This window comes from Niveispirillum irakense DSM 11586, assembly GCF_000429645.1.
GTDB lineage: Bacteria > Pseudomonadota > Alphaproteobacteria > Azospirillales > Azospirillaceae > Niveispirillum > Niveispirillum irakense.
Genome location: NZ_AUCG01000022.1, coordinates 128,031 through 153,255 on the forward strand (window position 1 = coordinate 128,031; position 25,225 = coordinate 153,255).

At 62.5% G+C, this 25,225-nt stretch carries 22 protein-coding genes; 15 read left to right on the forward strand and 7 right to left on the reverse strand.

The annotated features are described in order from the left end of the window. Positions 1-146: 146 nt before the first annotated feature. From G473_RS26430 to G473_RS0111235, 7 genes are all read left to right on the forward strand, one after another. A complete protein-coding gene (locus G473_RS26430) occupies positions 147-635 on the forward strand; it encodes a DUF3237 domain-containing protein (RefSeq protein WP_051330162.1) in 489 nt (162 codons plus the stop codon). 22 nt (positions 636-657) lie between these two features. Beyond that, on the forward strand, positions 658-1,050 hold the full coding sequence (locus G473_RS0111210) for a nuclear transport factor 2 family protein (protein ID WP_029013173.1): 393 nt from the start codon (positions 658-660) through the stop codon (positions 1,048-1,050). After that, complete coding sequence (locus tag G473_RS0111215) at positions 1,047-1,478, forward strand: nuclear transport factor 2 family protein (RefSeq protein ID WP_029013174.1); 432 nt, start codon at positions 1,047-1,049, stop codon at positions 1,476-1,478. Before G473_RS0111210 ends, G473_RS0111215 begins: the two co-directional genes overlap by 4 nt. 41 nt (positions 1,479-1,519) lie before the next feature. Beyond that, a complete protein-coding gene (locus tag G473_RS26435; RefSeq protein WP_084438045.1) occupies positions 1,520-3,250 on the forward strand; it encodes an acyl-CoA dehydrogenase family protein in 1,731 nt (576 codons plus the stop codon). A gap of 105 nt (positions 3,251-3,355) precedes the next feature. After that, positions 3,356-4,954 (forward strand): FAD-dependent oxidoreductase, encoded by a 1,599-nt coding sequence (locus G473_RS0111225; protein ID WP_029013175.1) that lies wholly within the window; start codon positions 3,356-3,358, stop codon positions 4,952-4,954. A 15-nt stretch (positions 4,955-4,969) separates the two neighbouring features. Next, on the forward strand, positions 4,970-5,146 hold the full coding sequence (locus G473_RS29900; RefSeq protein WP_084437977.1) for a DUF2783 domain-containing protein: 177 nt from the start codon (positions 4,970-4,972) through the stop codon (positions 5,144-5,146). Next, a complete protein-coding gene (locus G473_RS0111235) occupies positions 5,143-6,093 on the forward strand; it encodes an MBL fold metallo-hydrolase (RefSeq protein WP_029013176.1) in 951 nt (316 codons plus the stop codon). The genes G473_RS29900 and G473_RS0111235 overlap by 4 nt, the downstream gene beginning before the upstream one ends. 13 nt (positions 6,094-6,106) lie before the next feature. Here G473_RS0111235 and G473_RS0111240 read toward each other — a convergent pair whose 3' ends face one another. Continuing rightward, positions 6,107-6,913: a helix-turn-helix transcriptional regulator gene (locus G473_RS0111240; RefSeq protein ID WP_029013177.1), complete on the reverse strand. Its 807-nt coding sequence runs from the start codon at positions 6,911-6,913 to the stop codon at positions 6,107-6,109. Between the two features lie 56 nt (positions 6,914-6,969). Between G473_RS0111240 and G473_RS0111245 the strand changes: the two genes are divergently transcribed. After that, complete coding sequence (locus G473_RS0111245) at positions 6,970-8,088, forward strand: alpha/beta hydrolase (RefSeq protein ID WP_035706734.1); 1,119 nt, start codon at positions 6,970-6,972, stop codon at positions 8,086-8,088. A gap of 15 nt (positions 8,089-8,103) precedes the next feature. Then, positions 8,104-8,652 carry a VOC family protein gene (locus tag G473_RS26440; protein ID WP_051330164.1) on the forward strand — a complete coding sequence of 183 codons (549 nt, stop codon included), beginning with the start codon at positions 8,104-8,106 and terminating at the stop codon, positions 8,650-8,652. On the opposite strand, the gene G473_RS26445 is transcribed toward G473_RS26440, so the two are convergent. From G473_RS26445 to G473_RS29235, 3 genes are all read right to left on the reverse strand, one after another. Next, entirely contained in the window at positions 8,608-9,486 is an 879-nt protein-coding gene (locus G473_RS26445; protein WP_210163293.1) for an alpha/beta hydrolase, read from the reverse strand. The genes G473_RS26440 and G473_RS26445 overlap by 45 nt on opposite strands. Next, complete coding sequence (locus G473_RS0111260; protein WP_029013179.1) at positions 9,486-10,040, reverse strand: nuclear transport factor 2 family protein; 555 nt, start codon at positions 10,038-10,040, stop codon at positions 9,486-9,488. Before G473_RS0111260 ends, G473_RS26445 begins: the two co-directional genes overlap by 1 nt. Positions 10,041-10,183: 143 nt before the next feature. Continuing rightward, positions 10,184-10,741, reverse strand: coding sequence for a MarR family winged helix-turn-helix transcriptional regulator (locus G473_RS29235; protein ID WP_051330165.1), 558 nt, complete (start codon positions 10,739-10,741; stop codon positions 10,184-10,186). 296 nt (positions 10,742-11,037) lie between these two features. On the opposite strand from G473_RS29235, the gene G473_RS0111270 reads away from it, so the two are divergent. Beyond that, entirely contained in the window at positions 11,038-12,384 is a 1,347-nt protein-coding gene (locus G473_RS0111270; protein WP_029013180.1) for an MFS transporter, read from the forward strand. A 60-nt stretch (positions 12,385-12,444) separates the two neighbouring features. On the opposite strand, the gene G473_RS0111275 is transcribed toward G473_RS0111270, so the two are convergent. Further along, positions 12,445-13,890 carry a carotenoid oxygenase family protein gene (locus G473_RS0111275; protein ID WP_029013181.1) on the reverse strand — a complete coding sequence of 482 codons (1,446 nt, stop codon included), beginning with the start codon at positions 13,888-13,890 and terminating at the stop codon, positions 12,445-12,447. 537 nt (positions 13,891-14,427) lie between these two features. Here G473_RS0111275 and G473_RS0111280 point away from each other — a divergent pair. From G473_RS0111280 to G473_RS0111300, 5 genes are read left to right on the forward strand one after another with little or no spacing between them, the layout of a single operon-like run. Beyond that, positions 14,428-17,343, forward strand: a complete 2,916-nt coding sequence (locus G473_RS0111280) for a TonB-dependent receptor domain-containing protein (RefSeq protein WP_051330166.1) — start codon at positions 14,428-14,430, stop codon at positions 17,341-17,343. Between the two features lie 56 nt (positions 17,344-17,399). Then, positions 17,400-18,764 (forward strand): spinster family MFS transporter, encoded by a 1,365-nt coding sequence (locus G473_RS0111285; RefSeq protein WP_029013183.1) that lies wholly within the window; start codon positions 17,400-17,402, stop codon positions 18,762-18,764. Positions 18,765-18,801: 37 nt separating this feature from the next. Further along, on the forward strand, positions 18,802-20,262 hold the full coding sequence (locus tag G473_RS0111290) for a carotenoid oxygenase family protein (RefSeq protein WP_035706741.1): 1,461 nt from the start codon (positions 18,802-18,804) through the stop codon (positions 20,260-20,262). Between the two features lie 33 nt (positions 20,263-20,295). Further along, positions 20,296-21,738, forward strand: coding sequence for an NAD-dependent succinate-semialdehyde dehydrogenase (locus G473_RS0111295; RefSeq protein WP_245580046.1), 1,443 nt, complete (start codon positions 20,296-20,298; stop codon positions 21,736-21,738). Between the two features lie 17 nt (positions 21,739-21,755). Beyond that, complete coding sequence (locus G473_RS0111300) at positions 21,756-22,820, forward strand: amidohydrolase family protein (protein ID WP_029013186.1); 1,065 nt, start codon at positions 21,756-21,758, stop codon at positions 22,818-22,820. 149 nt (positions 22,821-22,969) lie between these two features. Here the strand turns inward: G473_RS0111300 and G473_RS0111305 are convergent, their stop codons facing one another. Together G473_RS0111305 and G473_RS0111310 are read right to left on the reverse strand one after the other, a co-directional pair. Beyond that, positions 22,970-24,661: an FAD-dependent oxidoreductase gene (locus G473_RS0111305; protein ID WP_029013187.1), complete on the reverse strand. Its 1,692-nt coding sequence runs from the start codon at positions 24,659-24,661 to the stop codon at positions 22,970-22,972. Positions 24,662-24,666: 5 nt separating this feature from the next. Continuing rightward, a complete protein-coding gene (locus G473_RS0111310) occupies positions 24,667-25,218 on the reverse strand; it encodes a gluconate 2-dehydrogenase subunit 3 family protein (RefSeq protein ID WP_029013188.1) in 552 nt (183 codons plus the stop codon). Positions 25,219-25,225 lie beyond the last annotated feature (7 nt).

Below are 25,225 nucleotides of genomic sequence, written 5' to 3' on the forward strand. Positions count from 1 at the left end.
ACCTGCCAAGGGGCAAGCCCTCAGCAGGTCGGCATTAGCTGTGCGCGCCTCTCATTGATTAATCATCATAATTGAAAATCACCCCCTTGCAAGCGCCCATCGATGATAATATTGATTTCTCAACGAATGACGGGAGGATAAATATCATGACCACCGAAAACCCGCTGGCCCTGCGGCATGAGCATGTCTTCGATATCCGCATCAATTTCGACCGCCGCTGGGTGACGGGCGCCATCCACCAGGGCGGTCCCAACCATGGTTACACCTCTGTCGGGGAAGGATGCACGGTCAGCGGCCCGCGCCTGAATGGCAAGCTGGTTGACCATAGCGGTGCTGACTGGCCGGTGATCCGTACCGATGGCGTGGTGGAACTGAACGCCCATTACATGATCCAGGCCGATGATGGTGCCTTGATCTATATCCGCAACATGGGCTATGTGCATGGCCCCCTGCAGCGACCCGGTTACCCCCAGCTTACCCCTTATTTCCGCTGCACCCCCTATTTCCGGGCGCCGGATGGGCCTCATGAATGGCTAAACCGCACGGTGATTGTCGGCGTGGGCCAGCGCCGACCGAAACTGACGGCGGAGGATGAACCCGATCATTCGCTGTTCCGCTATTACGCCGTGCTTTGATCCCCGTACGGGAACTTTGGTCATGGTTCAGTCCAACCAGCGCCAGTGGTTTGATGATTATATTGCCGCGCTCAACCGCGATGATCTGGAAGCTGTGGCCGCCTTCTATGCACCCGACCTGCACCTGACGGACGGCATGATCGAGTGCCAGTCGGCTGGGGCGGCGATGGAAAGCCATCGCCGTTTGCGGGGCCGTGTGATGCAGCGACTGGAAGTGGTGAGCTATATTGACCGACCGGGACGGATCGCGGCGGAAATCAGGAAGACGGAACAGGCGCAGCAGGATGTGCCGGACTTTCCGGGTGCCCCGCTTGCAAAGGGGGAACAGCGCACCAGCATCGGCTTTGTCATGTACGATATCGCCGATGGCTGTTTCATCCGCATCCGTGCCGCCCCTTACAAGGCAGCCCCATGACACAGATCCCCCCTTTCGCATCGGATGCCAGCGCCGCTTTTGCCCGCTATATCGCCGCGTTCAACGCAGGTGATTTTGAAACCGCCTGTTCCTACTATGCCGACGATATAAGGCTGACCATCGGCAATGGGCGGGTCTTGTGCGGGCGGGGAGAAATTGTCCGCTTTTATACTGGGGTGCGTCAGGTGACGCGGCGCACCATCAAGGTGCTGGATTGTTTTGCCAGCAACGTGATGCTGGCCGCTGAACTGGAATCTGAATTCCTGGCCGTCACGGATGTGCCAGATTTCACTTCCGGTCCCCTGCGCCAGGGTGACAGAATGTATATTAACAGTTTCGCCTTTTACGATATTGACCAGGGTCGCTTCAGCCGCATTCGCGCCGCCGTGTTCCACCGGATATGGAAGCGCTGTCCCGATCCGGCGTGATAAACAACAGGGGGGAGCCCGTGTTGATCACGGGCGTAATCATGACCGACAAAACAGGCTTCCAGATCGCGCAGCAGGACATGCTGTTTGCCCTGCAGGTCGCAGGCGCCCCCGCCGATGCCCAGGAGATCCTGGCCGACCTTATTGCGCCGGCCGCCCGGCTGGCGGAAGCGGAACTTGCCCCGCTTGACCCCATAGGGGACCGGGTGGGCGCCCGGTACGCGGATGGTGCGGTGACGATGCCACCGGGCTTCGCCCCCTTCTACCGCCAATGGGTTGAAGGCGGCTGGAACAATGTCGACGTGCCGGAAGCCTGGGGCGGGATGGGCTTGCCGGTAACGGTGGCAGCCCCCCTGATGGAAGGGTGGACATCGGCCTGTATGGCTTTCGGGCTGGCGCCTGTGCTGACGCAGGGCGCGATGGAGGTGCTACTGGTCCATGGCGATGATGACATGCGGCAACGCTGGATGCCGCCCCTGGTCGCCGGCACCTGCATGACCACCATGGCCCTGACCGAGCCGATGGCCGGGTCCGATCTCAACCTGATCCGTACCCGCGCGGAACGGGCGGGCGAAGGGCACTACCGCCTGTTCGGGCAGAAAATCTTCATCACCTATGGCGACCATGACCTGACGGCAAACATCATCCATCTGGTGCTGGCCCGGCTGCCCGATGCCCCGCCCGGCAGCAAGGGCCTGTCCCTGTTCCTGGTGCCGAAATACCTGCCCGATGATACCGGCAACCCCGGACCACGCAACGATGTGCAGTGTCTGGGGATTGAGCATAAGCTGGGGCTGCATGCCTCCCCCACCTGCACCATGGGATTTGGGGAGGATGGGGGCGCGGTCGGCTGGATCATCGGCGGGGAGCATCAGGGGCTTGCCTGCATGTTCACCATGATGAACCGGGCCCGGCTGGCCACCGGCCTGCAGGCCGTGGCTGTGGCAGAGAAAGCGACACAGGCCGCCTTTTCCTATGCAAGGCAACGCCATCAGGGAAGCGCGCAAAGGGGCGCCCCGCCTGCCCCTATCATCGCCCATGCAGATGTCCGCCGTATGCTGACGGATATGCGCGCCCGGACCATGGCCATCCGGATGATCGCCTATGCCGCCGCCGTGGCCATTGATCACGCACATAGCGCACAAGACCCGGCAGCACGGCACGCAGCGTCGGAACGCGCGTCATTGCTGACCCCCATCGTGAAGGCATTTTGCAGCGATACGGCCATTGCCGTCGCCTCCACCTGTATCCAGGTCCATGGCGGGGCCGGCTATGTGGAGGAAACGGGCGTAGCGCAATATCTGCGCGATGTTCGCATCACCGCGATTTATGAAGGGACCAACGGCATCCAGGCCATCGACCTTGTTCAGCGCAAGATCGTCCAGCCCGGCGGGGGCGCCCTGCTGTCCCTGCTGGACGAGATGCGGGCGGATGCGGAGATGGTCACAAACTCGGGCGATGCGATGCTGCGCGCCTGCGCGCCCCTGCTGCTGGCCGCACTGGATAGCGTGGCGACAACTGTTGACTGGCTGCTGACAGCGGAATCTAGCCTGAACGACCGTCTTGCCGGCGCTACGCCGTTCCTGGATATGCTGGGCCGCACCCTGGGTGGTGCCCTGCTGTTGCGTGCCGCTTTACAGGAACCGGGCCCAGCCACCCCGGCCGATATCGGCTGGCTGGCCGCCGCTTATTGCTGGATGCATCTGGCATCGGTTCCGGCATCCGGCCTGCTGGTCCGCCAGGGCGCCAGCCTTCTGCCGCCGGCTGACTGAGACGTCCCCTTTCCGGGGGACAGAGTTTTCCCTTCCCCTGCCGCATAGTTGGCACATCGAACCGGGGCGCAGTTCCCGGACAAGCCAACAAAGGGGGAGGGAAACGTGACCGGGTTGTCACCGGCGGGCTATGACCTGCCCGTTTATGAATATGTTCGCCCGCCGGAAATGACGGGGAAACCCGCGCATCGTCACAAGGTGGCAATTGTGGGTGCCGGGCTGGCGGGCCTGACGCTGGCCTGTGATCTGGCCAGCCGGGGCATTGCCTGCGTCGTTCTGGATGAGGATGATACGGTGGGGGTGCGCGGCGCTTCCAGCCGGGGCATTTGCTACGCCCAAAAAAGCCTGGAGATTTTCAACCGGCTGGGCATCTATCCCCACATCCGGGACAAGGGCGTCACATGGTCGGTGGGCAAGGTATTGCGCGGCCATGACGTGCTGTACCGGTTTGACCTGGCGGATGGCAGCCTGTCCGCCCAGCCGCCTTTCATCAATATCCAGCAATTTTATATCGAATGGTTCCTGGTTGACCGTATCCGGGAGCTGGGGCGTACCGATCTGCGCTGGCGCAGCCGCGTCGTGGATGTCCGCCAGGAGACCGATTTCGTAACCCTGCGGGTGGAAACGCCGGACGGCAGCTATCTGCTGGAAGCCGATTGGGTGGTGGACGCTTCCGGCCATGCCAGCCGCGTGCGGCAATCCCTGGGCCTGTCGACAAAGGGGGAGTTGGGCGAGGATCGCTGGTGCATTTCCGACGTCCGCTTTCAAAAAGACCTGCCGGTTGAGCGCTGGACCTGGGTGGAGGCCCCCTTTAATGAAGGGCGGGGCGTCTGGCAGCATCTGATGGCGGATGGCGTGTGGCGCATCGACTATCAGATGCTGCCCAACACCGATCCGAATGAAGCCAGCCGGCCGGAAACCGCCGCCAGACGGCTGCGCGACCAGTTAGGCCCCGACGTGGCGTTCGAACTGGTCTGGGTTGGCGCCTATTCCTACCGCACCCAGTTGATGGATGATTTCCGCTGTGGCCGTGTCTTCTTCATCGGTGACGCGGCCCATGTGAAAAGCCCTTTTGGCGCGCGTGGCGGCAATAGCGGTATTCAGGACGCCGAGAATCTGGCCTGGAAACTGACCCTGGTGCTGACCGGCAAGGCGCCGCTCGCCCTACTGGACAGTTACCATGCCGAGCGCCACCCCGCGGCAGTGGAGAACATTCGCGTCACACGGCGTTCCGGCCGGTTCATGGCCCCTCGCACGGCGATGGAACGGCTGTTTCGCACGGCACTGCTGGATTTGGCGCCAGATCATGGTTTCGCCCGGCAATTGCTGAATACCGGCCGCATGTGCGTGCCCCATCGCTATGCGCCCTCCCCGCTGACCACCGGCGATGCTGGCATGGCCGTGCCTAACCTGCGCCTGGATGAACAACATCTTGGCGATCTGCTGGCGGGAGAGGGCGCGCATTTCCTGGCGCTTTGGTGCCCACGCAGCCCCGAAGACGGGCTTGGAGCCGACCTGCGGGCACTGGTTCACGAAGGCTGGCCCTTGCGGATGCAGACCATACAGGCCGCCCTGCCCCCGTTGAACCTGTCCCCCGGCGATGTGCTGCTGATCCGCCCGGATATGCATATGGCCGCCCGCCTGACCAAGGCCGGCATTGAGGATGTCCGTACCGCCCTGGCCCGCGCCAGCGGCCATGTTTGATCGGGAAGAACGCCCATGCTCACCGACCCCGATGGCTTCTATGAAGCCCTGCTTGATGCCCATGCCGGTTTGTCGACGGAGGAAAGCCAGGCGCTCAACGCCCGCCTCATCCTGCTTCTGGCCCATCAGATCGGCGACCAGCAGATCCTGACCGCCTGCCTGCGCGCTGCAACCCAGAGGAATGCGCCATGACCCAATCTTTCGCCTCTGCCGCGGACAATGCCCAGCAGACCCCGCGTCTGGTCGAACTGGCCCCGGATGTTTACGGCTATATCAGCGATTTCGACCCGAATTGCGGCTTCGTCGTGGGACCGGATTATGTGGTAGCCATCGACACCCGCGCCACGCCGGCCTTGGCGCGGGAGATGCTGGCCGCCATCCGTACCGTTACCGACAAGCCGGTGCGCTATGTTTTCCTGTCCCATTACCATGCCGTGCGGGTGATGGGAGCATCGGCCTTTGACGGTGCGGCCCTGATCGCCAGTCAGGCGACCTTGGACCTGATCACCGAGCGCGGGCCGGACGATTTTGAATCCGAAGTCCGGCGCTTCCCCCGCCTGTTCCGGGGTGTGGAGGAAATTCCCGGCCTGACCTGGCCCGATCTGGTTTTCGACCAGGGGTTGACCCTGCGTCTGGGCAACCGCGACCTGCATTTCCGCCATTTAGGCCGGGGCCATACGGCAGGGGATACAGTCTGCTGGATACCGGATTGCGGGGTGCTGTTCTCCGGCGATCTGGTGGAAAATCGCTGTGGCGTCTATGCCGGCGATGGCTATGTCGCCGACTGGATCGCCACGCTGGACCGGATGCGTAATCTGCCCGCCACCACCATGGTGCCGGGCCGGGGGGCCGCCCTCACCTCCCGCCAAGCAGTCTTGGACGCTATTGAGGCCACCCAAGGCTTCCTCGCCACCCTGCGCGCGGTGGTGGGCACTGCCCATGCGCAAGGGGCCGACCTGAAAGCCTGCTTCCTGGCGGCAGAGAAAGCCATGGTCCCGCTCTACGGCGACTGGCCGGTCTTCGCCCATGTGCTGCCCTTCGACGTGGCGCGGATGGTGGAGCAGTTGGAGGGCGGGGAGCATCCGACCCCCTGGACCGCAGAGCGTGATCAAGCGCTCTGGACCCTGCTGCGGGGGTGATGCCATGGCCGGATCAGGGGGTGCGCATCAGGCGCGGCAGGTTGCGCAGGCACAGGGCGAACAGTTCGGACTGCGCAGAAATGCCCAGCTTCTGGTAAGCCCGCTTGCGCAGGGTGATCACCGTCGACGGGCGCACGCCCAGATCGGCGGCGATGCCATCTGTCTGATAGCCCAGCACGATCCGGCAACACACGGCCAGTTCCCGCGTGCTCAACGTCTCGTCGGCCAGTTCCACCAGCCGTTCGACGAAAGGCAGGGTCCGGCCGGCATTGATGTCCGACTGTACGATATAATGGGCACAATGCTGGCGGACGATGCTGGTCAGCAGGGGCGTGATGGTGGACAGAAGCGCCACCTCCCCGCCCGTGAACGTGCCGCCCCGCAGGGAGCGGTAGAAGTTCAGGTAGAAAGCCATGTCCGACGTGCGCCAGATATAGGACACCTTATCGACAATGCCGGCGGTCGTATAAAAACGGCGCAGGTAATCCTGCATGGCGACACGGGCCGGATCGTGCCGACGGAAGATCACCTTCCGGCTGCTGGATATCCGCGACAGTTCCGCGAAATTCGGATCGAACGCATGCAGGCCAGCGACATAGTCGCGTCCCAGCGACAAAACCGTTGCCCGGTCCTGCAGGCTGGACCCGCCCACCTGCTTCAGCCCCGCCGCCTGCGAGTAGCAGAGGATGGTGCAATGATCGACCGGGATCAGCCGCGCCACAGCCGCCAGCAACGCATCATCAAAGCGAGGCCTGCCAATGGCGGCCACCGCGTCGGACAAGGCGCAGAGCCTGTCTGCAACGCTGTCCTGAATGGTCATGGCCCGATATCCCGCTGCGTTAAAACCATAAACTGATCAAGAGATTGGGGGAGACGATGAATATGGAGCTGGTCGTTATCGATGTGCGGCCCGGTGCCGCCATGGAAAGCCAGTCGGGGCTGCAGATGCTGCGCCCGCGCATCTATGGCGCCTTCACCCGCCCGCCGGGTGCCCGCACCGCCGCCCTGATCATGCATCCGACCAGCAATTTCATGGGCCATTATCTGCTGGCCCCACTGGCGGCGCGCGGCATTGCCACCCTGGCGCTGAATTCCCGCTATATGGGCAATGATGCGGTGCTGCTGCTGGAACAGGTGATCCAGGATATGGGGGCCGGCGTGGCCTGGCTGCGCCGGCAGGGCTTCGAGCGGGTGGCGCTGATCGGCAATTCCGGGGGGGCGGCCCTGTCCGCGCTTTATCAGGCGCAGGCGGAAAATCTCTCCATCACCGACACGCCGGCGGGCGACCCGGTTGACTTGCGCCCCGACGACCTGCCGCCGGCCGACGGCATCGTCCTGGCCGCTGCCCATCTGGGCCGGTCGCGGCTGATGGAAACCTGGATCGACCCGGCTGTGGTGGATGAACATGATCCGATGCCCACCTGCGCGCAACTGGACATGTTCAACCCGGACAATGGCCCGTCCTACAGTCCCGCCTTTCTGGAGCGCTACCGGACCGCGCAGCGCGCCCGCAATGCCGGGATCGAGGCGTGGGCGCGAGACAGGCTGAGCCAATTGCGGGCGCGCGCCGACGGGATGCGGGATGAGGCCTTCGTCATCCACCGCACCCTGGCTGATCCGCGCTGTCTGGACCCGTCCATCGATCCCAATGACCGCATCCCCGGCACGACGGTCTGGGGGCCGCCGCACGCGCAGAACTACGCCGCCAACAGTATGGGCCGCTACACGTCGCTGACCGGCTATCTCAGCCAATGGTCGCCCAGCAGCCGGGGCGACGGCCCGGCCAATCTGGCGCGCACCCGCGTGCCGGTGCTGCTGCTGGAATATACGGCTGATCCATCGGTTTTCCCGTCCGACAATGCCGCTTGGGCGGAAGCCGCAAAGGGCCGGGTACAGCGTCACGCCATCAAGGGCGGCAACCATTATCTCAGCGGCCAGCCGCATCTGGTGGATCAGGTCGCTGACCATATTGCCGGCTGGTGCAACCGGCTTTGAAACAGGAGACACCCTATGCTGCCCCCCGTTCCCATCCAGGGTCTTCACCATTTCGCCTGGCGCTGCCGCGATGCGGAGGAGACACGGCATTTTTATGAGGATCTGCTGGGCCTGCCGCTGGTGCATCTTGTGCGCAGCGACCATGTGCCCAGCACGGGCGAATATTGCCCCTATGTCCATATCTTCTTCCAGATGCGCGACGGTTCCTACATTGCCTTCTTCGATCTGGGGGATGATGTGGCGGCGGCGCCTTCCCCCAACACACCGGCCTGGGTCAACCATATTGCCCTGCGCGTCGGCACAGTGGCGGAGGTAGAACAGGCCATGGCCCGCCTGCAGGCGGCGGGGGTGGAGGTTGTCGGCATCACCGATCATCACATCATCCAGTCCCTTTATTTCTTCGACCCTAACGGTCTGCGCGTTGAACTGACGGCGCAGACCGTGACGGACGCGTACATGCAGGAAGCGGCAAAGACCGCCCATGGTGAGCTGGCGCGCTGGGTGGTGGAGAAGGCGGCCCTACCCCGTCACCCGCGCCACGAAGCGGGCCAGGACGGGGCCTAGTTCATCGACGGATGAATGGATCTGGTGGACGGGGCTGATATGGTTATGCCCCTCCAGCCAGTGGAAATCTGGCCATTTCCCCCTGGCGGCCACCAGGCGTGAGACCAGCAGGGCCGCCTGGCGCTGGAAATCGGCCGGATCATTCTCCGAAACGGTGAACAGGCAGGGCACGCTGGTGGCGGCCAGCCCGTCGATGCTGGATTGCGCCGCGAACCGGGTCGGGTCCGTGCCGAAATAGGCATCCTGATAGGGATTGCGTGCGGCACTGGGCACATCATAGAGGCCCGACAGCATGATGGCCCCCGCGATGGACGTGGCTGCGCCGCCCGCGAAATCCTGCCCGCCGACATAGGACGCGACATGCGCTGCGCCCGCTGACTGTCCCATCAGCACGATACGGTCGGGATCACCGCCATGCTGTGCGACCTCGAGCTTCAGCCAGGCCACCAGCCGCGCCACATCCTCTGCCCCCGCCGGCCAGGGATGGGCAGGCGCCAGCCGGTACGTGGCGGTGACGCCCAGCCAGCCCTGGGCCGCCGCCCAGGCGCCGATATTGTTATAGAAGGGGGCACCGGGTGCACCCTTGTCCCCACCGATAAAGCCGCCGCCATGCAGGAAGACCAGAACCGGCCGTTTTGCCGCGACGCTTGCCGCGCCAAACAGGTCCAGCCGGTGACGGGGATCGGGTCCGTAGGACAGGTCGCGTTGCACCATCGCCTCATCGACAGGCGGCTGCAATGGGCCGAACAACGCGATGGAACCCTGGATCTGCGCCACCGAAAATTCCGTGCCCAGGGCCCGGATGCGGTCATGGATATGCACACTCTCCCCCATCACCATGGGTCCTGCGACTGCACGCTGAAGGGCCGGCAATCAACCGGGGCTGGGGTATTGAAGGGGCGCGGCACCATGGTCCGTTCCCCCTTCCAGGGGACCTGATCCGCCTTGGTCCAGGCATTGACGAACAGGCGATGGAATTTCCAGCTTCCATTACGTTTCACCAGCCGGTCATCGCGCGTGCCGATGCCGAAGATGAAATTGGTACCGTAATCGGCGTTGAACTGGATAATCTGGAAAAAGCAGCGGACCCGCGCCCCTTCCGGACGTGGGTCCATGATGAAATGGTTGAACAGATGCTGCCGACCGAACCACCAATGCTGCCGATCATACCACAGGCCCCGCAGATGGGCGCGGATCGCGTCCCGCCCCTGCGCCTTGCCCTGCCAGAGATGGTCAAATTCCCCATCCTCGGCAAAGGTATCCAGCACCTGCTCCTCGTCGGCCAAATCCAGGCCCCAGGCATAGCGTGCGAACAGTTCGGTGATTTCGGCGCGATCCTCGGCAGGCATCAAAGCCGGAACACCGTCCGGCCAGCAGACCTCGACCATTGATCTCTCTCCCGGAAACGGCCCGCGCGCGTGCAGGACGACGCCGGGCGGAACAGGGACAGAGCTACCATCGAATTATTGATAGTTCAATGAACTTTCACATTGAACTATCAATGAAGTTTAAAATTTACTTTCCCAACCGCTCACGTCTTCACCAGATGCGCCAGCCGCTCCCCGATACGGGAGAGAAGCTCATCAAGGACAACGCGCTCTTCTGGCGACAGATCAACCAGCAGCGACTCATGGAAAGCCGTCCGCTCCTTCAGCGTGGCTTTATAGAGTTTCATGCCCGCCTTGGTCAGATAGAGGATGGGCGTGCGCAGGTCGTTGGGATTCTCCCGGCGCCTTGTATATCCACGCTCTTCCAGGGATCGGGCGGCACGGCTGACCTCCGCGCGGTCAACCCAGGCCAAGTCAGCGACCTGCCCTACCGTGCCGCCATCCGGCATGGTGCCCAGCCGCGCCAGGATGCGCCATTCCGCATAGGTCAGTTCCCCCCGCTCCGCCAGCCGGCGGATAGTCAGCCGGTCAATGACCTTGGCGATCAAGGTGACGCGAAAGGTGGAAAACTGGAGATGGGGGACGTTCCAGCCCGGCAATTCAAGCTTTGCGCGGGGGGGCGCTGCGTTCTCCACGTCCTGCATCTCGGCCTTCACCTCGCTGCGGGCCGGGCCCGTGTCCGATCTGGCCTGCCGTTTCATATATCTTCTTTCATCCTGATGGCGCCTCAGCGCCGCCTGACCTGATTTCATTGTTAGTTGATTACTCAAGCATATTCCAGCTTTCTGGCAGCCGCCGGGCTGCTCTTTTGGGGACGATCGCCAATTATGCTGGCATGTGACCGCCACACGAGATAATAATGATTCCTCAAAGACCGGCACGACGGGTGGCCCGGCCACCATACGTGCAAAAGCCGGCATATCAGTCACAATGACTTAAATCACAATGACATAGCCGGATACAGATCCGGTACCCTTGAGGGAGGGAGCGCAGCAGCATGTCCGCGTTCGATGTCCAAACATTCATCGACCAGCGCAAGATCGGTCTACCGCAGTGCCTTGTGCTTCTGCTGGCCACGCTGGCGATGTTCATCGATGGGTTCGACATATTCATGGTTGGCAAGATTGCCCCCGCCATTGCCGGGGCTTTCGACACCACGCCGGCCAGCATGACCATCGTCTTCGTGCTACAGCAGATCGGACTGGCCGTCGGCGCTTTCGTCATCAGCCCGCTCGCTGACTATTACGGTCGCAAACGGATGCTGTTGATCGCGTTCATCATCTTTGGTGTGCTGACGGCGGCAACGGTATTTGCCACCTCGCTGATGATGGTGGGCATCCTGCGCGGTCTGTCGGGTCTGTTCCTGGCCAGCGTCGTGCCGACCACCATGGCACTGCTGGCAGAATTCACGCCCAAGCGCTGGCGGTCGCTTTTCATCGCCATCGGGATTGCGGGCTACAGCGCCGGCAGTGCCGCCGGTGCCGCCGTTGCCCTTCTGGTCCCGCATTATGGCTGGGAGAGCGGTTTCTGGCTGGGCGGGTTGATGCCTTTGGCCCTGGTTCCGGTACTGGCGCTGTTCCTGCCGGAATCACTGACCTATCGGGTCGGGCGCAACCCCACTGATCCCGCCATCGCCCGGACCATCCGGTGGATGGACCGGTCCCTGGTGCTGACCGGCGAAGAACGGTTTGTGACGGCGGAAACCGGCGGGAAGAAGGTGAAGGCCCATGTCATCGACGTGTTCCGTGATGGGCGCGCGCGGACCAGCGCCATCATGTTCGCCGCCTGCGTGCTGTCGATGGGCAATATCGCGCTGCTGGCCGCGTGGCTGCCAACCTTCTTCCAGGAAATGGGCGGCATATCGATCCAGCGTTTCGCCATCGTCTCCATGACCGCTTTCATCGGCGGCATGATCGGTACGGTGACCATCGGTTTCCTGATGGACCGCATCGGCCCCACCCGTCTGATCCCCGTCTACTATGTCGGGATCGCGGCGACGCTGATCCTGATGGGCCATGTGCCCTTCGGCACGGTTGGCTTCGTGGCGCTGCTGATATGCTGGAGCTTCTGCCAGTCGGGCGGACAGGCGGGGCTGAACATGCTGCTGACCCAGATCTATCCCACAGCCCTGCGCAGCACGGGCGTGGGTTGGGCCGGCGGTGCAGGGCGGATCGGTGGCATCGTCGCCCCCCTGTTTGGCGGGATGGCGCTGGCCTCCTCCTTCACGCTGGAGGTGACGCTGGCCATGATCGCCGTACCGCCGATCATCGTGGCGCTGCTGGTCCTGCTGCTGAAACCCATCCGCCGCGATGGTGCACCGGCTGCCCGCCCGGCCGTGGCATGACGTACTGAACGCAAAAAAGGGCGGCATCCCACCGGGTGCCGCCCTTTCAGGGAAACAGGGTTAGCCCGCTATGGAAACGGAACGCTCGCGGGTACGCAGGCTTTCCCCCGGCACCCAGGTGCCATGGAAAGTGGTTCGTACCCGCATCGGCATGTAGAGGCGGGCAACCGGCCCGGCTTCCACATCCTGGGCATCAAGGATCGCCAGTTCGCTGAGGTTGGTTTCCAGCCGGTTGACAATCACCAGCAGCCAGCCATCCCCCTCTGGCGCGCCTTGATAGCGGGGCACGAATTGCGGTTCGTGAACAGAAGCACCAGGGCCTGGATGCCAGCGTTTCTGTTCACCGGTGCGCAGGTCGATACGGCCAATGGCCGATGATCCGTCAGCCCCGCGGCCAACGATCAGGAACCCGTGCCGGCATTCCTGCCCCTGGTAGCGGTCGTCCGTGCGCGGCATTTCACCGGGCGTATTGATGATCCGGCGGCGCTGGAAACTGTCACCCTCCCCCGTCAGGTCGAAACTGAGGCGGGACAGGAACGGCGGGCAGCCTTCGACATGCTGTCCTTCGGGCGTGGGGAAAAACGGAAAGCAGTTGCCCTCATAATAACAGGCATCGAGATGAACCGTTCCGCCCTCCTCCCAGGCGTTCATCATATGGCTGAGGCAACCGGCGGGGCCCCGGAACCAGCGGATATCGTCGCGCGTGCCGCCCCGCTTGACCAGGGCGACGACGACCTGTTCATCGGGATGCCACTCATAGAAGGTGCTGCCCCGCTTCAGGCTTTCCACATCCGTGATCAGCGGCATGAAGGGGAAGATCGCCCAGTTTGGCGTCACGGCGAAATCATGGACCAGGGACGCATAGGGCATCTCAAACCAGATCTCATCCAGGATACGGCCCTGATCGTCGATATCGTAGAACACAATATCCCGCGTGCCGTCACCGCGCGCCTGATAGGAATAGGTCAGCAGGCGGCCATCATCCGGATACCATTTCGGGTGCGCCGTCAGGGAGGTGGCCCGGACCTTGCCGCCATAATCATAACGTCCGAGCGGTTCCAGCGTGTCGCGATCCACCTCGAACGGCAGATCGTCCTCCTTCAGCACCAGCAGACGCCCATTATGGAAGATGACATTGGTGTTGGCGGTGCCGCCGCTGACATCCTTCACCGACGGATCATCGGTGAAGCGGTTGCGGTAGAGGCCGAACAAGGACCGGCCGGCCTTGGCCTGCGCCATATAGCGGTCATTGCGGACCCAGCGGCTGCGGTAAGAAACGGCGCCATCCTTGATGCGGAACATGTGGGCCATGCCCTCCCCATCAATGAAGATGTCGGTACCCAGCATGGGCGGATATTGCCGGTCCGGGCCGGCACGGTACCAGGTGCCATCCAGGCCGGGCGGCACCGTTCCCTCAATCAGTTCCAGCGCGTCAACAGTGGATTCCAGCCGCAACGGCTTAGCCCAGCCCTGATAGGCCGGTATGTCGGGGAAACGAACTTCCATTGATTCTCTCCCTGGGGCCATCCGGTCTGGTTCCGGACGGCGTGAATGGCGCAAAATTGGGCGCGGCATTTATCTTTTTATTGATAAATCAACATTAACACGGAAAATCCGCGCGTAAAGGCCAGAATCATGGGAGAGTGAAGAGAGGGTCGCCATAATGGCGCGCCGCTTTCCGGTGAGCGGGGGCCGCTAACCATCAGGCGCGGCGGCAAAAACATTTGCCGATGAAACCAGTAGCTCTGCCCCCGTAAGTGAAATACCATAGAATGCAGACAGGGACGGCACGGAAACTTAAAATTATTAATAAATATAATTAGTTAGCGTGTTTTTTCGATTGAACGGACAATCACCCTTTATACAAGAGCGCGCGCCACCGCCTTATCGGCCCAGCGATCAGAGTGATGGTGAATTTCCGAGATCACCCTATTGCCAAAGACCATATCATTGAGCTATCAATGATCTCATTGATAAATCAACAATGACGGATGCCGCCATCCCAAGGGCAGGTCGGCATACCGCACGGGGAGGAAAATCCAGATGAGAAACCCGCTGGCGCCGTGGCTCACCCGCGTAAGCACCGTGGCTGTCATTGCCGCACTTGCCCATCCCGCCGTCGCGCAGGATGGCACCGTATCTGGTGGCGCGGCCCAGGCCCCCGTCCCTGCTGGAGAGCAGCATCAGGCGCTTGATTCGCTTGAGGAAATTGTCGTCACGGGCACGCGCCTGTCCATGTCTGGATTTGCCGCACCGACGCCAGTGACCGTGGTCGGTGAGGTGGAGCTGCAGCGACAGGGCGTGGCCAATGTCGCTGATATGCTGAACACGCTGCCCTCTTTCCGGCCGCAATCCACCCCGGCAACCGTCGGTATTTTCTCCAGCAATGCCGGCGCCAATCTGGCCGATCTGCGCGGACTGGGCGCTCAGCGCACGCTGGTGCTGGTCAATGGCCGTCGTTTCGTCGCCAGCACGATTGCCGGCAGCGGCAATTCGCCTTCCGGCTCTGTCGACCTGAACCTGATCCCCACCGTGCTGATCGAACGAAGTGAAGTCGTCACCGGCGGCGCCTCGGCAGCCTATGGGTCAGACGCGGTGGCCGGCGTCGTCAACGTGATCTTGAACACCAGTCTCGAAGGCGTGCGCGGCAGCGTGCAATATGGCCTGTCGCAGGAAAGCGATAATCGCGAAATCTATGCGACATTGGCCGGCGGCACCTCTTTCGCTGATGGTCGCGGCCATATCGTGGCCGGTGCGGAATATTCGAACAACAAGGGCGTTGGCGACTGCTACACCCGCGACTGGTGCGCGGAAAGCTACAACACCATCTCCAACCCGACACCGCAGACCAACGGTCTGGCGCGGACGATCCTGCTGCCGAACGCCCGTACGGCAACATCCTCCTTCAACGGTCTCATCACCAGCGGTGTACTGCGCGGGATCGAATTCCGCCCCGATGGCAGCTATTTCAATCATGATTACGGCACCTATTACGGGACCGGCCCCACCTTCTCCAACGGTGGCCTTTTCCAGTCCGGTGGCAGTGCCGATCCGGTCAACGGCTTCTATAACAATTTCCCACTGGTGGCGCCGGTTGAACGTTTCTCCAGCATGACGCACGTTAAATTCCAGGCGACGGACAGCACGGAACTGTTCCTGGAAGCCTCTTACGGTCGTGCCGACGCGGAAACCATCGGCGCCTCGTCGCGCAATACCGGCAATATCACCATCCAGCGTGACAATGCCTATCTGCCGGCAGCCCTGCGCGCGCAATTGCTTGCCGCCGGCCAGGGCAGCTTCTCCTTCGGTCGCGTGTCCAATGATATCGGCCCGCCCGTGGCCGAGGTCAGCCGCGAAACCTATCGCGTCGTGTCCGGCGCGCGCGGCGACCTTGGCGCTGACTGGCAATGGGATGCCTATTACCAGTATGGCCGGACCAATTACGAACAGGAAACGCGCAACACCCAGATCACCGACAATTTCGCCCGTGCGGTGGATGCGGTGGATCAGGGGCTGTTCCAGAATGGTGTCGCCAACGGTAATATCGTCTGCCGCTCCACCCTGACCACGCCGACCAATCCGCTGGTGGCGGGCTGCAAGCCGCTGAACCTGTTCGGCGAGAACCGCTTCTCCCCCGAAGCTGTCGCCTATGCCTATGGAACGGCCTGGCAGAAAACCCACCTGATCCAGCAGGTCGCCTCCGCCAATATCCAGGGTTCGCTGGCAGAACTGCCCGCCGGGCCGCTCTCCTTCGCCACGGGTGCTGAATACCGCGTGGAAAGCGTGGCCGGCAGCGCCGATCCGATTTCATCGGCCCTGCGCTTCATCACCAGTTCCGGTCAATCCATCTCCGGTCCGGATATCAAGGTGAAGGAAGGCTATGCCGAACTGGGCGTGCCGTTGCTGAAATCAGTCCCGTTTGCTGAAAGCCTGTCGGTTAATGGCGGCGTCCGCCTGACCGATTATTCGACCAGCGGTTCGGTCTGGAGCTGGAAGGCCGGCCTGTCCTGGGAGCCCACGGATTTCCTGCGGCTGCGCGGCACCCGGTCCCGCGATATCCGCGCACCCAACTTCTTTGAACTTAACGCCCCGGCCAGCACCAGCTTCCAGTTGCTGACCGACCCCAGCAACGGGGGCAGTGCGCTGACCTCTGTGGTTTTGAGCGGTAATACCAAGCTGCAACCGGAAACCGCCAAGACCTGGACGGCCGGCGCGGTGGTCACGCCCCTCGACAATCTGCAATTCTCCGCCGACTATTTTGATATCAACCTGGACGGTGCCATCACCACGCTGGGCGGTCAGGTCATCATCAACCGTTGCGCCGCCGGTGCCACGGCACTCTGTTCCCTGATCACACGCAACCCGACCACGGGTGCCATCACCAGTGTGAATAATGCCAACCTCAACCTCAACACCCTGATCACACGCGGCGTTGATGTCGAAGCGCGCTATAAGATCGAACTGGGCGAAGGCGATGTCACGTTGCGTGCCCTGGGCACCTACCTGTTTGATCTGATCACCGTCGATGCGACGGGCACCTCGGTCAACCGGGCTGGGATGAACGGTTCGCCCACCTCGCAGCCGTCCGGCCTGCCGACCTTCACCGGCACGCTCAGCGCCACCTATGCGCTGGGTGATTTCACCGGCACGGTGCAGTCGCGCTATGTGTCCAGGGGTGTCTACAATGCCACGCTGATCGGTCCGCACCAGTCCGGCTATGACCCGACCCTGCCGAACAGCATCAGCGACAACCGCGTCAGCGCCTATTGGCTGTTCAATCTGAATGCCCAGTATGATCTGACGATGAATGGCACGAAGGTTCAGTTGTTCGGGGTCGTGAACAACCTGTTCGACCGCGATCCTCCCAATGACGTGCCTTCCAGCTATGGTGTGACCAACCCGGTTCTGTATGACAATGTCGGTCGCGCCTTCAAGGCCGGCTTCCGCTTCTCCTTCTGATCCGCCGCAGGGGGCCGACAGGTCCCCTGCCCTCAAGGGAAAGAAAGTGGGGCCGCATGAATTCCCCCGTTTCCGCGAAAGCTACCGAAGGTCAGGCGCCGGTATCGAAGGGCGATCCCGTCGATACCGAGTATAGCCGCGGCTACCGCGCCATGCTGCTGGTGCTGATCCTGCTGGTAGCGGCGTTTGCCTATGTCGATAGGGTCATCGTCCAGACCCTGGCGGAGCCGATCAAGAAGGATCTGGGCCTCAGCGATTTCCAGTTCGGCCTTTTGGGCGGTCTGGCCTTTGCGCTCCTTTATTCCACGCTGGGCCTGCCCATCGCCCGGCTGGCGGAGCGGCGCGACCGCGTCACCATCATTTCCGTTTCCGTGGCCGTGTTTTCGCTGATGAGCCTGCTATGCGGCATGGCCACCAATATCTGGACATTGTTCCTGTGCCGTATCGGTGTCGGCATCGGTGAGGCGGGGGTGCAGGCGCCCAGCACCTCGCTGATCGGTGACCATTTCCCGCCGCACCGGCGGGGCTTCGCCCTCACCGTCATGCGACTGGGCGCGCCAGTCGGTTCGCTGTTGGGTTCAGTCGTGGCCGCCTGGCTGGCCCGGGATTACGGCTGGCGCGTCGCCCTGATGCTGGTCTGCGCGCCTGGATTGATCGTAGCGGTACTGTTCCGGCTATTGTTGCGCGATCCGCCGCGCGGGCATAGCGACCGGCTGGCCGGTGTCAGTATGCCTAAGGCGGGTACTGCCGCGCCGCGCACTTTGGAAGTGTTCGCGCAGATGTTTCGCCGTCCGGCCTTCCGCCACATGCTAGCGGGGCTGGGGCTGACCAGCATGGCTCTGTTCGCCGGTGGCGCCTTCACGGCCCCGTTCTTCATGCGCGTGCATGAATTGTCGCTGACCACCACCGCTTTCTATGTGGCCATCATCAGCACAACAGCATCGACCGCGGGCATGAGCCTTGGCGGCTTTGGTATCGACTTCATCGCCCGGCGCGGCAAGCGCTGGTACGCGCTGCTCCCCTTCTGGGGCATTGCCATCTCTGTTCCACTCTACCTGACCGGCTATGCGGTGGATAATCATGTCGTCGCCGTGACCCTGATCACCATTGCCGGCATCTTCCTGTTTTTCCATTCCGTGCCCACGCTGGTCGCCTTCCAGAACATGGTCGCCCCTCAGCAACGCACGACGGCGGCCTTCGTCTATTTCTTCGTCTCCACCATGGTCGGGGTGGGTTTCGGGCCTCCGCTGTTGGGCCTGCTCAGCGATTTCTTTGCTTCCACCGCCGGCGTGACGGATCCGGCCGAAGCCTCGGCGATTGGCATCCGCAGCGCCCTGCTGACCAGCATCGGCCTCTATGCCTGGGCCGCCCTTCATTATGGGCTCGCCTCCCGCGCCATGGCGGCGGAGGAGCGCCCATGACCATCCGTTCCGAAATTTTCTGTGCAAGGGGCAGATCATGAAGTTTCCCAACACGCCCAACTTCACCGGCTTTTTCGCCCCGTCAGGTGTGGAGGCGGATGTCCATGACCTGCCCGTGCTGGATGGTGCCGTTCCCGCCGACCTGGATGGCAGCTTCTACCGCGTGGCGCCGGACCCGCAATTCCCGCCGCTGGCCGGCGACGATATCTGGTTCAACGGCGATGGCATGGTGACGCGGTTCCGGTTCAAGGACGGCAATGTCGCCCTGCAGCAGCGCTGGGTCCGCACCGAGAAATTCACCCGCGAACGCGACGCGGGCCGCGCCCTGTTCGGCGCCTACCGCAACCCCCTGACCGATGATGAAAGCGTGCAGGGGGAGGTGCGCGGCACTGCCAACACCAACGTTGTCGTCCATGCCGGCAAGCTGTTTGCCCTGAAGGAGGACAGCCCGCCCGTCATCATGGACCCGGAAACGCTGGAGACGCTGGACCCGACCTATGATTTCGGCGGGGCGATGACATCGCAGACCTTCTCCGCCCATCCCAAGATCGACCCGCGCACGGGGGAGATGCTGAGCTTCGGCTATGCCGCCAAGGGCCTGTGCACCCGCGACATGGTCTATTACACGATCAACGCGGAAGGGCAGATCACGAACGAGGTTTGGTTCGAGATTCCCTATTACTGCATGATGCACGATTTCGGCTTTACCGAGAATTATGTCGTCTTCCATGTGGTGCCCATCGTCGGGTCTTGGGAACGGCTGAAGGCCGGCCTGCCGCATTTCGGTTTCGACCGGGGGCGGCCCGTGCATCTGGGTGTGTTGCCGCGCAAGGGCGGGGCAGAGGATATCCGCTGGTTCTCCGCCCCCACCTGCTTTGCCAGCCACGTCATGAATGCGCATGAAGATGGCACCAAGGTGCATTTCGATGTGCCCATGGCCAAGGGCAACATGTTCCCCTTCTTCCCCGATACCGAGGGGGCACCGTTCCAGCCGCACGAAGCCGCCGCGACCATGACGCGCTGGACCGTGGATATGAGCGCCAACAGCGACGATATCCAGATGGCGCCGCTGGCCGGTCTGGTGGGGGAGTTCCCCCGCATCGACGACCGGTTCGCCGGGGTGAAGAACCGTTATGGCTGGCAGCTTGTGCAGGACATGACCAAGCCCGTGGACCTGCCGGGCGGGCGCAGCGCCTCTGGCCTGATGATGAACACACTGGGCCGCATCGACCTGGAAACGGGGGAGACCGATACTTATTGGGTCGGCTCCACCTCCTCCTTCCAGGAACCGGCCTTCATTCCGCGCCCCGGCTCCACAGCCGAAGGCGACGGTTACATTGTGGTGATCGAGAACCGGCTGGTGGAGCATACCTCCCGCCTGCTGCTGTTCAACGCGCTCAATCTGGCGGCCGGTCCCATTGCGACCATCGGCCTGCCCTTCCGCATCCGTCAGGGACTGCATGGCAACTGGGCACCGGCCCAGACCAACGCCGCCTGACCTTCCCCCTTCGTGCGACCGAAAGGATCAATTTTGGTTGACCAGACTTCCGCCGATTATCCCAAACTCGGCATGTATATTGATGGTGAATGGATCATGCGGGCCGACCGCAGCCATACCGTCATCAACCCGGCCAATGGTGAGACGCTGGGCGAGTTGCCGCTGGCCGGTGCCGCCGACCTTGACCGGGCGCTGGCCGCCGCCGACCGTGGCTTCCGGACCTGGAGCAAGACATCCGTTGATGAACGGGCCCGCGTGCTGCGCGATGCTGCCCGCCTGCTGCGCGAACGGGCCGACCTGATCGCCCGCAACGCCACGCGGGAGGAAGGCAAGACCCTGGCCGAAACCCGGATCGAAACCTTCGCCTGCGCCGGCCTGTTTGATTTCTATGCCGAGGAAGCGCGAAGGGTCTATGGCCGCGTGCTGGTGCGGCCGGCCGGCCAGCGCTCGCTGGTGATGAAGGTGCCGGTGGGTCCGGTGGCCGCCTTCGCGCCCTGGAACTTCCCCATCCATAATCCGGGCCGCAAGCTGGGCGCGCCCATTGCCGCTGGCTGCTCCGTCATCCTGAAACCGGCAGAGGAGGCCCCGGCCTCGGCCATGGCCGTAGTCCAGGCCTTGATCGATGCGGGCTGTCCGTCCGATGTGGTGCAGCTTGTCTTCGGCGTGCCGGACGAGGTGTCGCGCCATCTGCTGGCCAGCCCCATCATCCGCAAGCTGAGCTTCACCGGATCAACCACCGTCGGCAAGCATCTGATGCGGCTCTGCGCCGACACGATGAAGGTCACCACCCTTGAACTGGGCGGACACGCGCCCGTGATCATCTTTGATGATTGCGATTTCGACCGGACGGTGGAGATGCTGGCAACCAGCAAAGTGCGCAATGCCGGTCAGGTCTGCGTCTCCCCCACCCGGTTCTATGTCCAGGAGGGCATCTATGACCGGTTCGTGGAAGCCTACGCCAAGCGCATGTCGCAGATGAAGGTCGGCGACGGTCTGGCGCCCGACACCCATATGGGGCCGATGGCCAACCCACGCCGCCCCGCCGCCATCAGCGACCTTGTGCAGGATGCCGTCCGCCATGGCGCCCGCATCCGCACGGGCGGCGAAGCGATTGAAGGCAAGGGCTTCTTCTGGCAGCCGACGGTTTTGTCAGATGTCCCCAGCAATGCCCGCATCATGAATGAGGAGCCGTTTGGCCCCGTGGTCGTCGCCACCCCCTTCGCCACACTGGATGAAGCGGTGGAGCAGGCCAACCGTCTGCCCTATGGCCTGGCGTCCTTCGCCTTCACGGAGAATGCGCGCCGGGCCAACCTGATCGGCGATGCGATTGAAGCGGGCATGGTGGCCATCAACACCACGGCACTGGCCGCCGCCGACGCGCCGTTTGGCGGGGTCAAGGAAAGCGGCCACGGGTCAGAGGATGGGCCGGAGGGTCTGGCCGCCTGCCTTGTCACCAAGACCATTCATCAACATTGAAAACAGGGAGGCGACCCATGACCACGCCCAAGACCGGCGGCGCCCAAGGTTATCTGCGCATCGCGACCGAGGAAGCCTTCACCACGCCCGAACTGATCGCGGCCTTCCGGGAAGAACTGGCGGCGCCCGATGTCGATCCGGGCTTCCTCAGCCTGATCGGCTATTACCTGGACCATCCGGCGGAACGGCCGCGCTTTGTTGCCAACGCCCTGATGGATCTGGGCGAACAGCGCATCGCCCATATGGATGAACGCGGCATTGACCGCCAGATTCTGGGCTTGACGGCGCCCGGCACCAACGTCATCCGCAATCCTGACCGGGCCACCATGGTGGCGGAAACTGCCAATGACCGGCTGGCCGAAGCCATCGCCAAATACCCCACCCGTTTCAGTGGCATGGCCGCCTGCGCGCCCCAGAATCCCAAGGCAGCGGCGCGGGAAATCGAACGCGCCATCGGCAAGCTGGGCCTGTCCGGCGTACTGATCAACAGCCACATCCTGGGCGAATATCTGGATAATCCCAAGTTCAACGAGGTGCTGGAAGCCATCGAGGCGATGGATGTCCCCCTCTATATCCACCCCAATACCCCGCCGGCCTCCATGATCGGCCCCCTGCTGGAAGCGGGCCTGGATGGCGCCATCTTCGGCTTCGGCGTGGAAACCGGCATGCATGCGCTGCGCATGATCACATCCGGCGCCCTGGACCGTTTCCCCAAATTGCAGATCGTGATCGGCCATATGGGCGAGGCCCTGCCCTTCTGGCTTTATCGCCTGGATTTCATGCATGGCGCTGGCGTGCGCACCGGCCGGTATGAAAGCATGAAGGCGTTGAAAAAGGGCAAAGTCTCGACATATCTGCGCGAACATTTCCACATCACCAATTCCGGCGTCGCCTGGGAAGAGGCGATCAAGTTCACGCAGAAGGTGATGGGCGAAGATCGTGTCCTCTACGCCATGGACTATCCCTATCAGTGCCCGATAGCGGAAGTGGAAGCACTGGACGCAATGGACATGCCCCTGGAAGTAAAACGCAAATTCTTCCAGACCAACGCGGAGAGACTGTTCAAGATCAAGTCAGCATAAAACCCTTTATGGCCGCTCCGTTTGCACTGACCACTACCGCCCCGTTCTGACGGCGGCTGTTGATCCGTAATGGGCATATCCCGTCCTGGTAATAAAAGCGATTACCAGGACGGGTTCTGAAAACCTTAAAATATCAATTTAATCAGCGACTAGATCGAGCCTTGCTTCAACAGGGAAACCGCATGGTGACAGGCACGGGCCGTCAGCGCCATGTAGGTCAGTGACGGATTTTGACAGGCGGATGAACTCATCTGCGCCCCGTCGGTGACGAACAGGTTCGGCACGTCATGGGCACGGCTGAAGCGGTCGAGAACAGATGTCTTCGGGTCCCATCCCATACGGGCACCGCCCATCTCGTGGATCGAAGAGCCACCCAGGCCCGGCTCCGTGATCGAAATGACAACCTGCCCGCCCGCCGCCGTCAACATTGCTTTTGCTTCAGCGGCAGCATCGGCCAGGGCTGTCCGCTCATTCTCTCCATGTTGGAAGGCAATCTGAAGAACCGGCATGCCATGCTTATCCTTCCGGTTTGGATCCAGTGTCAGCCGGTTGGATGCAAGAGGCAGGCTTTCAGCATAGGTCACCAGGACCATCCGCCAGGCCTGTGGCGTCCTTAACCGGGCCTTGAAGTCTGCGCCCACGCCCGGCATGCGCTTGCCACCGGTCCAGCCGCCCTGAAAGGCACCGCCCTGGTAGGAATAGCCCCGTGTAAACCGGGGCGCATCGTTCCGGTCAAGGTTTCGGAAGCGCGGAATAACGATGCCCGTCGGGCGGTTTCCATAGGTCGTGTGCTGGTCGAAGCCCGGTATGATGGCAACCGCAGACACCGCGTTGGCATGGTCCATGATGTGGGTGCCCAGCACACCGGAACTGTTGGCCAGACCGTTCGGGAAGGCTGCCGACCGGGACCGCAGAAGCAGATGCGTGCTGTTGAACGCCCCGGCATTGAGAAAGATCAGGCGGGCGGTGTGACGGCGGCGGGCTCCGGTATTGGCATCAACGACAAGCACTCCCGTGGCCTTGCCCGTAGCCGGATCATGTTCCACCGCCTCCACAATGGTATCGGTGACCAGTGTCAGCCGGCCCGTGGCCTGGGCCGCCGGCAGGGTGGAACTCTGCGTGGAGAAATAGGCCCCGTAGGAACAACCGCGTGCGCAGATATTGCGGTTCTGACACGTGGCACGGCCTTCCTTTTCCTGGGTCAGATTGGCCGTGCGCCCGATGATCAGGCGCCGGTCGGGAAAGTTGCCCTCGATAGCGGATTTAACATGTTGCTCAACGATATTCAGGGCCATAGGGGGCTGGAACCGGCCATCGGGAAGTGCAGCGATGCATTCAACGGAACCTGAAACACCAATAAATTCTTCAACATGATCATACCAGGGCGCCAGATCCGCATAGCGGATCGGCCAATCGGTCCCGTGACCATCGCGTTTGTTGGCCTCGAAATCATAGTCCGACCAGCGATAGGTCTGGCGCCCCCATGTCAGGGAGCGACCGCCCAACTGGTAGCTGCGCAGCCAGAGGAACGCTTCGCTGCCCGCCGCCGTCGAATAAGGATTGTCGATGTCGTTGATGAAATGCCCCTGCGTCCATTCATCAAAGGCCCGGTTCCGGCGCTGGACCGGATATTTCTCGTCATACAGGGCCGCGTCACCAGCCCCGTGGAAAGGAAGCTCCCAAGGCGGCGTGGTTTCGGTAGCATAATCCTGACCATGGGTGATCTGGCGTCCCCGCTCAATCAGCAGGACCTTGAGGCCGGCTTCCGTCAGTTCCTTCGCCGCCCAGCCGCCGGTGATCCCGGACCCGACGACGATGGCGTCAAATTCATAATTGCTCATCGTCTTCATCCAAAGGTTAAGGCTGTCCAATCGCTTGACCAGGCGCGGTTATCACCAGATACCGGCACATCAGGATCCCAGTGCCCCGGCACCAGCTCGTAGCGCAATTCCTGTGTCGCCCCGGCTTCAGACATGTAATAGCCAAGCAGGATCAATGATTTGATCCTTGTCCATGGCGTAGGTGGCGATGCAGGGCCGGCAGCGAAGGCGGCCTGGTCGACAATAGCGACCGCCCTTGCGATATCCTTTTCTCCCGTCTGCCGCAGGTGGGCGGCCAGCCAGTCCAGATGGTCCCGCCCTTTCGGTCCCGGCAGCGACGGATCGCGTGAGCCTTCCAGCCCATGTTCCAACGCCATGACCAGGAACCGGTGCACGCCCACGTCGCTGGCACCCGGTGTATCGGTGCGCGGGATCACTGCATCGACGACATCAACAAGCAGCCTTGATTGGCTTGGCGTTATGAGTTCTGCCGCCTGGGCCACAGGCAGGTTCGACAAGGCACCCCAGGCCAGCGCCGCCCCCATCAGGCGACGGCGATCCACAAATGTCGGTTCCATTCCCCGT

What these genes read in the sequence shown, in the direction of transcription:
- G473_RS0111275 (WP_029013181.1), bottom strand. Translation starts at nt 13,890, where the DNA reads ATGGAAGTTCGTTTCCCCGACATACCGGCCTATCAGGGCTGGGCTAAG.
- G473_RS0111270 (WP_029013180.1), top strand. Translation starts at nt 11,038, where the DNA reads ATGTCCGCGTTCGATGTCCAAACATTCATCGACCAGCGCAAGATCGGT.
- G473_RS0111260 (WP_029013179.1), bottom strand. Translation starts at nt 10,040, where the DNA reads ATGGTCGAGGTCTGCTGGCCGGACGGTGTTCCGGCTTTGATGCCTGCC.
- G473_RS29900 (WP_084437977.1), top strand. Translation starts at nt 4,970, where the DNA reads ATGCTCACCGACCCCGATGGCTTCTATGAAGCCCTGCTTGATGCCCAT.
- G473_RS0111290 (WP_035706741.1), top strand. Translation starts at nt 18,802, where the DNA reads ATGAAGTTTCCCAACACGCCCAACTTCACCGGCTTTTTCGCCCCGTCA.
- G473_RS0111235 (WP_029013176.1), top strand. Translation starts at nt 5,143, where the DNA reads ATGACCCAATCTTTCGCCTCTGCCGCGGACAATGCCCAGCAGACCCCG.
- G473_RS26435 (WP_084438045.1), top strand. Translation starts at nt 1,520, where the DNA reads ATGACCGACAAAACAGGCTTCCAGATCGCGCAGCAGGACATGCTGTTT.
- G473_RS0111240 (WP_029013177.1), bottom strand. Translation starts at nt 6,913, where the DNA reads ATGACCATTCAGGACAGCGTTGCAGACAGGCTCTGCGCCTTGTCCGAC.
- G473_RS0111300 (WP_029013186.1), top strand. Translation starts at nt 21,756, where the DNA reads ATGACCACGCCCAAGACCGGCGGCGCCCAAGGTTATCTGCGCATCGCG.
- G473_RS26440 (WP_051330164.1), top strand. Translation starts at nt 8,104, where the DNA reads ATGCTGCCCCCCGTTCCCATCCAGGGTCTTCACCATTTCGCCTGGCGC.
- G473_RS0111245 (WP_035706734.1), top strand. Translation starts at nt 6,970, where the DNA reads ATGAATATGGAGCTGGTCGTTATCGATGTGCGGCCCGGTGCCGCCATG.
- G473_RS0111215 (WP_029013174.1), top strand. Translation starts at nt 1,047, where the DNA reads ATGACACAGATCCCCCCTTTCGCATCGGATGCCAGCGCCGCTTTTGCC.
- G473_RS26430 (WP_051330162.1), top strand. Translation starts at nt 147, where the DNA reads ATGACCACCGAAAACCCGCTGGCCCTGCGGCATGAGCATGTCTTCGAT.
- G473_RS0111310 (WP_029013188.1), bottom strand. Translation starts at nt 25,218, where the DNA reads ATGGAACCGACATTTGTGGATCGCCGTCGCCTGATGGGGGCGGCGCTG.
- G473_RS0111285 (WP_029013183.1), top strand. Translation starts at nt 17,400, where the DNA reads ATGAATTCCCCCGTTTCCGCGAAAGCTACCGAAGGTCAGGCGCCGGTA.
- G473_RS0111305 (WP_029013187.1), bottom strand. Translation starts at nt 24,661, where the DNA reads ATGAGCAATTATGAATTTGACGCCATCGTCGTCGGGTCCGGGATCACC.
- G473_RS26445 (WP_210163293.1), bottom strand. Translation starts at nt 9,486, where the DNA reads ATGGGGGAGAGTGTGCATATCCATGACCGCATCCGGGCCCTGGGCACG.
- G473_RS29235 (WP_051330165.1), bottom strand. Translation starts at nt 10,741, where the DNA reads ATGAAACGGCAGGCCAGATCGGACACGGGCCCGGCCCGCAGCGAGGTG.
- G473_RS0111210 (WP_029013173.1), top strand. Translation starts at nt 658, where the DNA reads ATGGTTCAGTCCAACCAGCGCCAGTGGTTTGATGATTATATTGCCGCG.
- G473_RS0111280 (WP_051330166.1), top strand. Translation starts at nt 14,428, where the DNA reads ATGAGAAACCCGCTGGCGCCGTGGCTCACCCGCGTAAGCACCGTGGCT.